General features: G+C 36.8%; 11 protein-coding genes and 1 pseudogene. 4 read left to right on the top strand and 8 right to left on the bottom strand.

Going from position 1 to position 12,968, the window contains the following annotated elements; translation table 11 throughout:
* Window positions 1-78: 78 nt before the first annotated feature.
* Window positions 79-702 (top strand): annotated as a pseudogene (locus HX005_RS04145) (hypothetical protein); the annotation flags it as partial.
* 76 nt (window positions 703-778) lie between these two features.
* Window positions 779-1,174 carry a hypothetical protein gene (locus HX005_RS04140; protein ID WP_286376385.1) on the top strand — a complete coding sequence of 132 codons (396 nt, stop codon included), beginning with the start codon at window positions 779-781 and terminating at the stop codon, window positions 1,172-1,174.
* Window positions 1,175-1,235: 61 nt separating this feature from the next.
* Here the strand turns inward: HX005_RS04140 and HX005_RS04135 are convergent, their stop codons facing one another.
* The 3 genes from HX005_RS04135 to HX005_RS04125 all read right to left on the bottom strand — a co-directional run bounded on the left by HX005_RS04135 (window position 1,236) and on the right by HX005_RS04125 (window position 6,472).
* Window positions 1,236-4,841, bottom strand: a complete 3,606-nt coding sequence (locus tag HX005_RS04135) for an AAA family ATPase (RefSeq protein ID WP_286376384.1) — start codon at window positions 4,839-4,841, stop codon at window positions 1,236-1,238.
* Window positions 4,842-4,850: 9 nt separating this feature from the next.
* On the bottom strand, window positions 4,851-6,104 hold the full coding sequence (locus HX005_RS04130) for an exonuclease SbcCD subunit D (RefSeq protein ID WP_286376383.1): 1,254 nt from the start codon (window positions 6,102-6,104) through the stop codon (window positions 4,851-4,853).
* 110 nt (window positions 6,105-6,214) lie between these two features.
* Window positions 6,215-6,472 (bottom strand): hypothetical protein, encoded by a 258-nt coding sequence (locus tag HX005_RS04125; RefSeq protein ID WP_286376382.1) that lies wholly within the window; start codon window positions 6,470-6,472, stop codon window positions 6,215-6,217.
* Between the two features lie 135 nt (window positions 6,473-6,607).
* Between HX005_RS04125 and HX005_RS04120 the strand changes: the two genes are divergently transcribed.
* Together HX005_RS04120 and HX005_RS04115 are read left to right on the top strand one after the other, a co-directional pair.
* Window positions 6,608-7,240, top strand: coding sequence for a hypothetical protein (locus HX005_RS04120; RefSeq protein ID WP_286376381.1), 633 nt, complete (start codon window positions 6,608-6,610; stop codon window positions 7,238-7,240).
* Window positions 7,241-7,384, top strand: a complete 144-nt coding sequence (locus HX005_RS04115) for a hypothetical protein (RefSeq protein WP_286376380.1) — start codon at window positions 7,241-7,243, stop codon at window positions 7,382-7,384.
* Window positions 7,385-7,390: 6 nt separating this feature from the next.
* On the opposite strand, the gene HX005_RS04110 is transcribed toward HX005_RS04115, so the two are convergent.
* From HX005_RS04110 to HX005_RS04090, 5 genes are all read right to left on the bottom strand, one after another.
* Window positions 7,391-7,960, bottom strand: coding sequence for a hypothetical protein (locus tag HX005_RS04110; RefSeq protein WP_286376379.1), 570 nt, complete (start codon window positions 7,958-7,960; stop codon window positions 7,391-7,393).
* A 139-nt stretch (window positions 7,961-8,099) separates the two neighbouring features.
* Entirely contained in the window at window positions 8,100-8,855 is a 756-nt protein-coding gene (gene ntrR / locus HX005_RS04105; RefSeq protein WP_286376378.1) for an ADPR responsive transcriptional repressor NtrR, read from the bottom strand.
* Between the two features lie 214 nt (window positions 8,856-9,069).
* Window positions 9,070-10,566 carry a nicotinate phosphoribosyltransferase gene (locus tag HX005_RS04100; RefSeq protein ID WP_286376377.1) on the bottom strand — a complete coding sequence of 499 codons (1,497 nt, stop codon included), beginning with the start codon at window positions 10,564-10,566 and terminating at the stop codon, window positions 9,070-9,072.
* 2 nt (window positions 10,567-10,568) lie between these two features.
* Window positions 10,569-11,474: a phosphoribosyltransferase family protein gene (locus HX005_RS04095; RefSeq protein ID WP_286376376.1), complete on the bottom strand. Its 906-nt coding sequence runs from the start codon at window positions 11,472-11,474 to the stop codon at window positions 10,569-10,571.
* Between the two features lie 535 nt (window positions 11,475-12,009).
* Window positions 12,010-12,807, bottom strand: a complete 798-nt coding sequence (locus HX005_RS04090) for a tetratricopeptide repeat protein (RefSeq protein ID WP_286376375.1) — start codon at window positions 12,805-12,807, stop codon at window positions 12,010-12,012.
* Window positions 12,808-12,968: the final 161 nt, after the last annotated feature.

The following is a 12,968-nucleotide window of genomic DNA, read 5'->3' as shown; positions in this document are numbered from 1 at the left end:
AAACAAGGTGGCTTAACTAGAGCGGAATATCACTTATAAATACGCTTTTAGTTGTTCAAACAAGTGGGACCACCTCTTAATGATGTTGCAATGGATGAAAAACTAGGCACAAAATGGGGTGATGATATTAACTCATCTGTTACTGAAGTGGATTATGAACGTAAATCCAGCACGCCAATAGCTGAAACGCAAGTTCAATATGCCGATAAACAATATGAAGGCAAAGCTATTCAGGGAATTTCTGTTGCAGGTGGAAAAGTTAGTTTTACGATCATTGATGATCGTGGAGATCCCATTCCTTTATATCGTGTTGGGCAAAATTATTATTTAGCGGGTAGAGAAGGTCAAAGTTATCAGTTACATTATGAAAATAACACCAGCAAAACCTTTGAAATTGTCACAAGTGTTGATGGGGTAGATGTGATTAATGGTCGTGAGGCTTCACGTTCAAACTCAGGTTATGTTCTACACGCACATGATACTTTAACCATTGAAGGTTTCAGAAAAAGTGCTGATGCTGTTGCTTCTTTTACGTTTAGCAAACCTGAAGAATCTTATGCTGCAAACTCAGATCATGGTTCAATTTATAATGCAGGTGTAATTGGTATGGTTGTGTATGAACTTAAAGCTCCTGAAGATGAGGCTAAAGCTATCAATAAATATGCACCACCACCCAATGCTTTTCCAGCAGATAAAAATTAAATAATCACATTTTTAAGGTGTTTTGTGATGAAATAAAATGCCTTTTAACGATAAATGTAATAAAAAAGAGAGCTTTATGAAAAAAAATATCATGATTATTTTGAGTTTATTAAGTTTAAACTCGACCTATGTATTTGCAAATGCCTATGAGGACTCATTTAAAAATACAATAGCAACTCAGGCTACAGCCAATGATTTTATTAAAAATTATGAAATAACTTTGACAGAGTTGGAGAAAAAAATAGAAAATTGGCAGGCAAAGCCTGATGAAAGTCCTGAAGTTTGGTTTCCAATTTGTGTGGGTTATGAAAATATGGTGACTATTTTAAAAAATAATGAAAAGTATAAACAACAATTCAATGAGAGTAGCTTTGCTGCGGCAATGAATTTTGATGAAACTGTTGAAAACTATAAAACTGAAGTCGAACATGCAACTGACTTATGTCAAAAAGCGAAGAAAGCATTGCACTAAGTGTAAACGTTACATGTTGATTTCATTCAAAAATGAATGGTAGCGTGAAGCTACCATTTTTTTAACTGACCACCTCAATCGTACTCGCACCTGCGCCTAAGGGTTTGACTTGAATCTGCACAGGAATTCGTTCATGCATGTCCTGTATATGTGAAATCAGTACTACTTTACGTCCCTGATTTTGCAGTTGATCGAGTGCATTCATGACCATATGCAGTGATGAAGCATCGAGTGTGCCAAAACCTTCATCAATAAATAGCGATTCTATTTTCATGGAACCTGATGCCATATTGGCAATCGCCAAAGATAAGGCGAGTGCGGTCAGGAAGGATTCACCACCAGAAAGTGACGCCACAGAACGGGTTTCTCCATCCATGTCATGGTCGATAATGGCTAAACTCAGCGAGTTGTCCAAACGTTTTAAGGTATAACGTTGTGACAACATTGCCAGTTGCTGGTTGGCATGTTCAAGTAAAATATCCAAATTATATTGCTGTGCATAATCTCGGAATTTTTTACCTGTGGCATCGCCCATTAAGCCTGAAATTTTGCCCCAACGATGTTCCTCTTGTTGTACTTCTTGGATTTGATCCGCAAATTGTTTTTGCTTCGCTACATTCTGTTGATGCAATTCAAGCTTCAGTTTGAGTTGATCTCGAATATTTAATTGTGATTTTAAATTTTCAGCATTTTCCACAATCAATTGCTGTAGTTGTATCAGCTCATTTTCAGGCTGATGTTTGGCATGTTCAGTCCGTTGTTCTTGCATAGTTTTTAATGCGGAATTGGCTTCATTCAACAAGCGTTCAGCATTTTGCAGTTGTTGACGGATTTGCTGTTCCTGAGCAGGGCTGATCAGTGCCAATTGCGCTAAATCATCCACATTAAAAACTGTATGTTCAGTGAGCCATTTTTGGATTTCTTGGTCACTTTGTTGAATATGATCTTGATTTTGTTGTTGTTGTGCTTTGAGTTGTTCCAATACACTTTTTTCTTGTTCAAATTGTTGACGAAGTTGCTCAAAACTTTGTTTTAACTGCTGATACAGACTTTGATTCTGTTGACGCTGCTGATCATATTGAAGCAGCCATTCATTTGGTTTGACATCGCTTAAGCCTGTCATCTGTTGAATTAGTTGAACCGCAGTTTCAGTGACTTTTTGACCTTGGACTTTAATCTCATTCAGATTTTGTGCTGTACTATCAATCTGTTGTGACACATTTTCAATATTGAGTAATAGCGTTTTGAGTTGTTGATTTTGATGATCAATTTGTTTGCTCTGTTGTTCAAATTGCTCAAGTTTTTGAATACGTTGTGAAAGTGTATGGAAAATCTGTTGCGCTGTTGCGACACTTTGCTGTTGCCAAGCCATTTTTTCTGCATCATTTAAACAGGTAAAAATCGCTTGAACTTGATGCTGTAAATGCTGTGCAGTTTGAATCAAGTGTTCAGTTTGTTGAATGGATTTTTCGAGTTGTTGTTGCTGTTTAATGCTTTGCATCCACTGATTAGACTGTATTTCTATCTGTTGAATATCTGTCTGAAATTGCTCTAAAAGTTTTTTTAATTCTGTAGTAATTTCAGTTTGAGGGCTTCCTAAATCAAAATTAAAAGTAATTTGTGCATTTTGCTTTTGTTTGTTTAATTCTTTCAGAATGCTATTCATAGCTTTATCTGTATTTAGTTGAAGAGCTACTTCTAGCTGTTCTTGTTCAGTTGTTGATTTAACTAAATTTTGTTGGCTCTGTTGCCAATTTTTAAAATATTCTTGTTCTTTGGCTGTCGCTTGCTGTTCTTGTTGCTGCTGTAATTCAAACAGGGCTTTAGACACCGCAGAATTATCAACTTTGTATGGATGTGATGTGCTTCCGCATACTAAACATGGTTCACCTTCTTTTAGTTCAGCACGCAAATGTTCAACATTTTCAGTATGAAGCAAACGTTGCTGTTGCAAAATGTCTTGTAGTTTTAGACGTTCATTTTTGGCAGACTGGAAATTTTGATCTGCGGTGCTATGGTTTTTCTCAAGTTGTATATGATTGATTTTTAAATTCTTGATTTTATTTTCTAATTCAAATGCTTCAGTTCTTAATTCTAAAAATTGCATTAGTTTCTGTTGAATAAGATCAAGCTGATTACGTTGATTAATCTTTGATTCACGTTGTCGTCTTGCTTGTTCTATTTGAGTTTCAAGTTGTTCAATATTGCCAAATTGCTCAATGGATTGTACCAACTGATTTTTTTGTTCAGCCAAACGACTTTCAGCTTGTACAACATTCCCTAATTGATTTTCAATATTTTGATATTGCTGAATAAATTGTCCGAGTTGTTGTATGTGCGCAGTTAAGCCTTTGTCCAAACTTGAAAATAGCTGAGTTTCTGCAAGTTGTTGGTGCAAGATCGTTTGTTGCTGATTAGCATGTTGAATCTGTTGTTCTAGCGTTGTTTGTTGCGTGAGTAGTGGCGCTTTTGCTGTTTCTAACTCGCTGAGTTTTGCATTGATCTTTTTATATTCACCTGCAAAAAACTCACGTTCTTGTACACATTTTCGAACATCGCTTAATGATTCACGATGGGTATTTTCAAAGTTTTGCTGTTCAGTCAATGCACTTTCAGCTTGAGTAAAACGTGATTTTTCAACTTCAAATTGGCTGTGAATAGTATCAAAAAGCTGTTGTTGCTTTTGGATTTGTGGTGCAAGTTGTTGTTCAGTTTTAAGCAATTGTTGCTGCTGAAATACGGTTGGGCGAATGCTTGAAAACATCTCCAAACGATGTAAACGCTCACGTTCAGACGCTAAATCTTGTTGCGCTTTGAGTTGAGTATCAACAAATTGTTGCTTAACTAAAATTTCACTTTCAAGTTGTTGCTTGCGTTCAAACCATTGTTGCTGTGCAGTGAGTTGCGTTTTTTTAGCCTCAATTTTTTTATATTCAGCTTCAACCTGTTGATATTCACTAGACAAATTAGCAACTTCATCATCAGATAAAATTTCAATATGACCAAGTAGATTTTCAAGTTCTTTACGTTGGACTGCAACAGCTTTGGTACGCTCAAACGCCAATTGACCAATTTTGCCAAAGATTGAAGAATTGGTTAAATATTCAAGCAATTCACCACGTTCATTATCACGGGCTTTTAAAAATGCGGTGACTTCTGATTGTGCCAACAGAACAGCACGGGTGAATTGTTCAAAGCTCAGTTGTGTGATTTTGAAAATGCTTGCATCCACGGCTTTGGCTTTATCTGCAACGACAACACCATCGGTTAAACATTTTAAATAGCGTTGCACACTTTGCAATTTTCCATCTGCTTTTTCACGTGAACGTTTCAGTTCCCAACGGGCTAAATAATGCTTTTGATCCTGAGCAACAAAGGTCAGTTCAGCAAAACCATGCGCCGTACCGCGACGTAAAACAGTGAGTGGAGAATTGGTTAAAAGCTCTGAACCATCAACATCTTGCAGTTTGCCATCACTGTCTTTTAAACGTGGAATTTTATTAAACAGCGCAAGGCACATGGCATCTAAAATGGTCGATTTACCTGCACCAGTTTTCCCGACGATTGCCACTAAACCTGCGGAAGCTAATGGTTCAGATTCAAAATCTATAAAATGTTCACCTGCAAGAGATGCCAAATTTTTTATACGTATAGATAAAATTTTCATGACTTATTCTCAGGATTCGTGTTCATTTTCAAGTGATTTTTCAGCTTCTTGTACCAAACTTAGAAAGTCTTTGAGCACGGCATCATCAGTAGCATAACCTTGCTTTTGCCAAATTTGTTCAAAGAGTTTTTTTGGCGTTGGTGGTTCTAAACTGATTTGAGATTGTTCACTGTCCGATTTTTCAGAAGCTAAATATTGTCGTGAAATTCGCACCAAACGATAACGATCTTTCGGCAAAGCATCTTCAAATTGTTGTCTTAAATTCGGTTGTGGTGGCACAGCAGTATGGTACTCAATATCGACATATTCACGGTGGTCAATATTGTCAATTTCACCACTTGGCAGGGCTTTGAGTTTGGCAAAAACTTCTGTTAATTCCCCTTTGATTTTATGCAGTTGCACACTGCGAGGAATAAAAATAGGTTCATATTTAAAACGAGATTCATCTGTTTTTATTGAATCAATCGTGATATCAACTACTTGATGTTTATAGTTTATTTCGCTAAACGAAAGTGGAATCGGAGAACCGCTATAACGGATATTTTCCTGACCGACTTTTTGCGGTTTATGCAAATGCCCAAGCGCGACATAATTAATCACATCATCAAACAGGGCGGTAGAAAGTGCTTCTTCATTGCCAATAATAATTGGGCGTTCTGAGTCTGAGGTTTCGCCACCTTGCATGTGTGCATGTGACATCAAAATCAAGGCTTGATCAGGTGTTTTACGTTTAATCGCTTCTGCGATAATTTGTTGGTGCAAATAGGCAATTGCATTTTCGCTGTTGGTGGTTTGTTCATTGAAGCCTGTAATTTCCGCAGGACGTAAAAAGGGCAGTGCTAAGCACCAAGCGACAATTGTTTTATTTTCATTGTAAATAGGAATAAGTAAACGGTCTAAATCAATTGAACCTTCATTATTTTTATGGATGACACCGACTGTTTGAGCATTGTATTTTTCAAGTAAAGGTTCAACTTGTTCAATACGATAACCTGAGTCATGATTCCCCGCAATCATCAAAGTTTGCATGTGTGGGGCGAGGTCATGTGCATCGGCGAGGAATTGGTAAAGTTGTTTTTGTGCAGCAGATGCAGGGTTGATGACATCGAAAATATCACCTGCGATCAATAAAGCATGTGGTTGTTTTTCTTTGATTTGCCCAAGTAACCATGCCAAAAATTGCTCATGTTCATACTGACGGGAATGGTTATAGAAAAATTGTCCCAAATGCCAGTCGGAAGTATGAAAAAAGCGTACAGTCATGTGAACTCAAGTGTTTGAAATGCTATATATAATTTAGCATGTTTTCATAGTCTGACGGTGCAATTTAACTTTAATAAAAGCATTTTTATCATTTAAACTGAGCAGTCATTCTATGGGCAGATTGCATCAGTTAAGCCATTTTCATATTCAGTATACTGACAGCCTTTCTGATCTGTATAAGTTCGTTTAATTTTATTCATTTGATTTTGGTCGGGGATTTCTTGGCAAACCTCTGTATCATTTCCAGTACAAGGTTTGACTTCAATTATTTCGGAATCTGTAGATAATGTGGATATAGATTGCGTTTGACATCCATTTAAATTGATTAAAATAAATAATGTACAGCAAGAAATAATAAATGATTTCATATTTTAGCCCTTCTTTTAACGTGATTTATTTTATATTTTACGGAGTGGGGTGTTATGTAATATGTTTCTTTTAAGATAAATCAATTTTAAAATTTTAATGTATCAATACTGAAAATAAGAAGATGAGTGATGAAAATGAATAAAGAAAAACTCAATGAATTGCGTTCCAAAATCAGCATTCCGCTTGTGCAAGCAATGAAATTATTGAAACAATATGATGAAAATGTTGAGCAATGTATTCAGGCTTTTCATGATGAAAATATTAAAAAGATTTGTGAGGAAACAGGTTGCGATCTAAGTATGATTTTTGAGTATTATCATGATGTTGCCTATGAATATGATGTGGGAAAAGTCATCGCTAAAGTAGAAGCCTTAATGCACAGACCAATTAAATTAACAATTGAAGAAAATCCATTATATGTAGATAAAGTAGGTTTTTTTATTTGGGCGGAAGATGAGAATTTGAATACAATTGACGATGAAAGAAATAGGACATATTTTATTCCATCTTATGATTTTTCTTATGTAATTGACGTGTTTAAGTCAGTATTTCCTTTATTCAATCCGATTCGTGATGAGTTAGAGCTTGGTTTTGATATCTGTTTTGATAATTATTTTGATCAAGATACCATTCAAATTATAATTTCAAAAATTAAGGGATTACATTTTACAGATCTTAAAATCATGTGTTTTTTAGCAAAAATTGTTCAATGTCTTGAAGATAAGAAGTCTATAGGAGCTTATATCATTATTGAAGGGAATCAATAAATGAAACTTAATCATAAAATAGACATTGATTTAAAAGACTTTGTTTTAAATGGGAAATTCGATTTTGTAGAGCTTGGGCAAACACAAGAATGGTTGGCTCAGAGTTTTGTAGTTGTAAAATTGTCAACTTCGAACTTCATTTAAATCATCTCAAGGCTGAACTTGCTTTAACTCATGATAGAGCTGATCAAGAAATTGTTGTTGCTCTGCATTATCTTTAAAATATCTTTGATAAAGCACACTACAACTCTCTACATCTGTAATATTATTTTTATTAAATGACCAATCTTGTGTATTTCGGATGGTAATCCCAATTCCATCGCCACAACTTTGCCAACGTTTGGAAAAATTATTCTGATTTTTGACATCCATTTTTTGAAAGTCGGGATATACCGTGTACCCCCGCATTTCAGTATTAAAAAATTGATGGATTTGTGTGATCGGAACGCCACCCCAAGTGATGTTCGCATTTTCAGGAAACTCAATATCTGTCAGGTTGGATTCAGGCATGATTTTATTTTGTTGCTGTGTTTTAAATTTTTGATTGCCATAAGTCAATTTTGTGCCAACGGGGATTTGGATATTTTTAATGATCATTGGCGTGGTGGTAATGTAATAGGGATCCTGTGGAATTGAATTTTCTCCGCCAATCCTGAGGTCAATACAGGCAGGCAAGATTAAACAGATCGGAATGAAGTACAGCAATTTATTCTTCTTCATAGCGCATGATGTCCTTTTATGCTGAGTTGTTGCATAGATCGCGCGAGTAATCTTGTATCCTGATTTTACAAATACGCGATCAAATCAAACGATCTAGAGTTTTAGTACAGCACAGCATTGGGCATTTTGCATCTTTTATTTAATTTTCACTCTGATCGACAGGCTGACGTGGATACTCCAAAATGCGTGGAAAATGAAAATCAAAACTGTCCAAAGCATATTTATAAAGTTGAGCAGGGCGTTTGCCTGCAATTTTGGATTGATCCGTTTCTTCGACTGCACCCGCTTCAATCATACGACGTCGAAACGATTTTTTCTCCAAACTTTGCCCTAAAATGATTTCATAAATCTGCTGTAATTCAGTCAGGGTAAAGAGTTCAGGCATTAAACTCGCAGGTAGCGCAGTATAACGAGCTTTACTGCTTAGACGTTCCACCGCCATGTCCAAAAGTTGTAAATGATCAAAAGCCAAACCCAATTTTTTGGCATCGGCAATAGAAAACCACTCACTGTATTCAGTCTGTTCAGTGGCAATACGTTGAAACGCTTTGAAGTCAATCAGCGCAAAATACAAAGAAGTGACTGCCCAACCTCGTGGGTCACGTGTGGCATTGCCAACAGTCCCGACTTGTTCCAAATGTGGTGACTTGAGTCCTGTTTTTTCTACCAATTTACGATGAGCAGAAGCCATCAAGTCAGTATCTTTAGATAAATCGACAAAACCGCCGGGGAGTGCCCATTGATCTTTTTGAGGAAAATTAGAACGTTTGATCAGTAACACTTGCAGTTGCCCTGCATCAACAGAAAAAATTGCCATATCCACCGTGAACAAAGGTGCATCAAAGTCTTTTTTATTGTAGTTGGATAAAAATTCCTGTTCAGATGTAAACGTCACGGTATGGCTCGCTTTATTTTAAACGTGGATGAGTATTCGGATTATTACAGGGTAGGGAGTATTCGCCAAGTGTTTTCAAATTTGTTCGATTACAATCGATGATTTGTGGTGATGGAATTTTGATCAATAGCTATTAATTGCAGTATTACAATGGTTGATCCTTGAAACCTAAAGCTAGATTTCAAGGATCATTTTCCAATGATGATTTCACAATTTACAATTCATTCGCCAATCGCTCCCTAATCTCATCCAAACGATACTCTCGGATCAACTGACCATTTTCAAACACCGTTTTTAATTCGCCTTGTTGCTCTTGTTTGGCAGATTGCTGATCGAATAACGCAAAACCATTTGCCGATTTTTCAACACGCAGTAAACCTTTTGCCGATTTTTTAATCCCTGAGTCAGTAATAGGGTCTTTAAACAACTCCCGAGCAACGCCATTGACCTGTCCCCAAGTGGCTTTGACCGCAAAACCAAAAGTGTCACGAGTCATGTAATTATAAGTATAACTACCGATCCCAAACACCAAATTATTGGATGCAAAACCTTTGGCTTCAAGTTGCTTAAGAATGTTGGCTGCTCTCTCCAAAGTAATCGAGTCACCATAAATCAACCCCACACGTTCATTTAAAACTTTATAGCCCTTATCCGTTGTTGTGCCACCAAAGATTTCCCATAAACATTCCACAGCACCTTTATAGGCAGGACTGCCAACTTCAGCATCAGCGTCACCACAAATAATTTTCACAGGATCGCCCGAATCAGGACGGAACACCAATTTCGCCAAACCCATTGCATTTGGCTGACGCGCTAAAATTTCAGCTTTGAGTTCAACGGTAAATTCTGTGATGACTCGCCAAAAGTCCCAAGTATCCGACACAATGCTAACCACGCCTGAAGGATATAGTTCAGTGATTAATCGGCGGAAAGTATCAATTTCATTGTCCTCACTGCCCATACACATCACGCTGTGTTCGGTTGCAGGAACAGAAACCCCGACAACACCATCAGCATTGTAATATTCTTCAGCATAATCAATCGCAGATACGGCATCCGTACCAATAAAGCTCGTCAGGTGACCCACGCCATTTTGCGTAGCATCATAAATACCACTCATACCACGACTACTAAAATCATGTCCTTGAACAGGCACAAAATCGAGTGGTGCACCTGTTTTATTGGCATAGTCTGTCAGTAAGCGTTTGTATTCAAAAGCAATGCTTGCAGTGGTACAACTTTTCCAAAGCTCTGCACTTAACACTGTTTCCAAATAATTGGTCAGCCAAAAAAATTCAGGTAAAGTATTGATAATGGTCAACACAGGTACACGCATATTGACACGACTGCCTTCATCTAAGGCTTTGATGCGAATAGGTAAATAACCTAAATCGTGTAAAGCTTCAATGTGGTCAACAGGAATTGCACCATCCCCCAAAGCATTGTCCATACGGCGTTTATAGGCGTTAACCACTTTATTTTTATCTTGCTGAAAAAAGCCTTCATTCCATGTTTCGATCAAAAAGTGTTTGATAAAACCCTGTAAACCAAAAAATACGATTTTGTTATCAAAATCAGGCAACATTTTTGCCAATTTCGCTGAACGTGGCGTAAAGTTGGCATAAACATATTCAGTGCCCACAGGGTATTGGCGTCTGTGATCTGCTTTATAAAAGTCGATGGCATTCAGTGGATTTATTTTTAAGCTCATTGTTATTCTCCAAAATTTAAGCATGCATTTGCACTAAAGTTGATGACGGTCAGATTGTCATGCTCAGTCTGAGCAAAACTGTCAGTAGTAAAAATCTGATCGACCAATCCTGTAAAAACCTCAAAACCTTTACTGAAAATGCCGTGGGTGACATACAGCACCACCTGTTCACAATTCAGTTTTTTCAGTTCTTCGGCAATGCCTTTAAAGGTTGCGCCACCATCACAGATGTCATCAGTAATGACCGCAACTTTGCCACGCAAATCGGTTGCATTGACATGTGAATTCATGATTTTTCCCGTTTCAGGATTACGCTTTTTATCGCAATAAATCACCTCAATCGGTTGTTGTCTTAAAGCGTTAATCGCTTTGGCAATGTTTTTGCTGCGTTGTCTTGCACCTGCATCAGGGCAAATCAATACTGCATTTTCAGCTTTTAAAATCTCTGTTAATTCATTGCTTTGTAAAATAATGTCGCTCGGTTGCACATTTTTAATCTCTAAAAAATGCGTATTTTCATGTAATAATTTTTCAGTCACACAGCTATGCGCATCCCAGATGGTGATGGACTGACGTTGCTGAGGAAACTGTTCAGCATTGATATTCAAAAGTTTGCTCATGATGTCTAGGGAAAATGCCTGACCTGTTGCACAGACCCGATCCTGACGGGCATAAGGAAAATAAGGAATTTCCAATGCAATACTTAAACCTTGATTCAGCAAGACATTTTCCAGCAATAGATAATCCATCACATCCTGACTGTTGTTGATTTTTGCCTGTACCTGAACAAGCCCTGTCAGTTGGGTTAAATCCGCTGCGGCAATTTGAATATGGCGTTCACCACCTGCAAATTGCAGGTTTTGTACTTCAATAATATTGTTATTTGCATCTTTGAGTTGGATAGACATGGTGTATATCTCTTTATGGTGGCTAATTGCCAATACAAATATAGTGTCATAAAGACAATATATAAATCAAGATGAGTTTACAAAAAATAACGATGTGTTCTAAGAGAAAGTAAGGGGTAACTATCAGTTTGATGAAAGGAGGTGTTCTAAATTGTATGTTGATTATGATGATACTGAAATATATGAAAAAATATTTAAGTACAGCCTTATTTATATGACAAAGTTTGTACTCCTTTGCGTAGGCTGTGCCTTACTTTTTAAGGATGAGGAATATATTCCGCAAGGTAACAAAAATCCTTTGTTGGACATGAGAAGCTAAGCTTCGCAAGATATCCACCCTTGTCCAACGGCGACATCCATGTCGCCCTGCGATAGCACCACCACGTTAATTTTTAATTTTGCATAAGATCTACTACAAATTGATGTGAAACTGCTCAGCATACTTTTTGAAACACCGCCGATGAAAAAGCTAATTTTTTATAAAAATAAAAAAGTGGCAGCATATGCCACCACTTCGACGAGATTAAAAAATCGCTTATTTTTTTGCAGCAGGTTTTTTAGCTTGTTCTGCCATCATTTTATTAATAGATTCGATTGATTCTTTGGCATTTGGGATATTTTGTTTCGCCAAAGCTTCATAAATTCTTTTTGCCTCAGGTAGGTTTTGTTCAATAATTTCGCCTTTAACCATCATATTTGCAAGTGCTAATAATGCAGGGAGATAGCCTTTTTGTGCTAAACCTTGAATGGATTTTACCCCTTGTTGTACCAGTTCAATGCGTTTTGATTTAAAACCTTGTGTCATGTCATATAAAGCTTTGGCATGAATGGCTTGTAAATTACCGCTTTTAATCAGTGGATCAAGTTTTTGTAATGCTAATTTATCAGATGCAGCTTTATCTTCTGAAAATAGCAATACAGCATATTCTACAGTCGCATCAGCAAAACCTTGTTGCGATGATTTTTCTAAATATTGGCGCGCTTTGGCTAAGTCCTGTTTAACCCCTAACTCACCTGTTTGATACGCTTTAGCAAGTGCATAACTTGCAACAGAATAGCCTTTATCTGAAGATTGTTGATAATACGAAATGGCTTTTTTATCGTCTTTGGTTGTGCCTTTTCCTGCTTGTGTCAGAAATGCTAAATTATATAAAGCTTGAGCATCACCTGCTTTTGAAAGACTTTCGAGTTCTTTATAAGCAGCATTAAAGTCTTTTTTCTCAATCAGTTGTTCAACTTTTGCAAATTTAGGGTCGATAGGCGCTTGCTGTGGAGCTGCAAAAACAGTTGCACATGAGAAGCTGAGTAATGTAGAGAGTAGGATTTTTTTCATTAACACAAAACCTTTTTTAATCTATTTCTTCCTGAAAGAAATTTTTTAGTTTTCAACGTGCTTTCATCATAAGTGGTATAAAAATATAAAGTAAATAGTTCTAGGTCGTGTTTTCTTTAAATTTTGTGTTGTAATGTGAGTATATATATCATTTTGATGAC

Origin of the sequence: Acinetobacter sp. R933-2 (assembly GCF_030325485.1) — a bacterium.
Taxonomy (GTDB): Bacteria; Pseudomonadota; Gammaproteobacteria; order Pseudomonadales; family Moraxellaceae; genus Acinetobacter; species Acinetobacter sichuanensis.
The sequence above is the reverse complement of the archived record's forward strand: the minus strand, read 5'-3'. Positions and strand labels throughout refer to the sequence as shown.

What these genes read in the sequence shown, in the direction of transcription:
- HX005_RS04140 (WP_286376385.1), top strand. Translation starts at nt 779, where the DNA reads ATGAAAAAAAATATCATGATTATTTTGAGTTTATTAAGTTTAAACTCG.
- HX005_RS04135 (WP_286376384.1), bottom strand. Translation starts at nt 4,841, where the DNA reads ATGAAAATTTTATCTATACGTATAAAAAATTTGGCATCTCTTGCAGGT.
- HX005_RS04130 (WP_286376383.1), bottom strand. Translation starts at nt 6,104, where the DNA reads ATGACTGTACGCTTTTTTCATACTTCCGACTGGCATTTGGGACAATTT.
- HX005_RS04125 (WP_286376382.1), bottom strand. Translation starts at nt 6,472, where the DNA reads ATGAAATCATTTATTATTTCTTGCTGTACATTATTTATTTTAATCAAT.
- HX005_RS04120 (WP_286376381.1), top strand. Translation starts at nt 6,608, where the DNA reads ATGAATAAAGAAAAACTCAATGAATTGCGTTCCAAAATCAGCATTCCG.
- HX005_RS04115 (WP_286376380.1), top strand. Translation starts at nt 7,241, where the DNA reads ATGAAACTTAATCATAAAATAGACATTGATTTAAAAGACTTTGTTTTA.
- HX005_RS04110 (WP_286376379.1), bottom strand. Translation starts at nt 7,960, where the DNA reads ATGAAGAAGAATAAATTGCTGTACTTCATTCCGATCTGTTTAATCTTG.
- HX005_RS04100 (WP_286376377.1), bottom strand. Translation starts at nt 10,566, where the DNA reads ATGAGCTTAAAAATAAATCCACTGAATGCCATCGACTTTTATAAAGCA.
- HX005_RS04095 (WP_286376376.1), bottom strand. Translation starts at nt 11,474, where the DNA reads ATGTCTATCCAACTCAAAGATGCAAATAACAATATTATTGAAGTACAA.
- HX005_RS04090 (WP_286376375.1), bottom strand. Translation starts at nt 12,807, where the DNA reads ATGAAAAAAATCCTACTCTCTACATTACTCAGCTTCTCATGTGCAACT.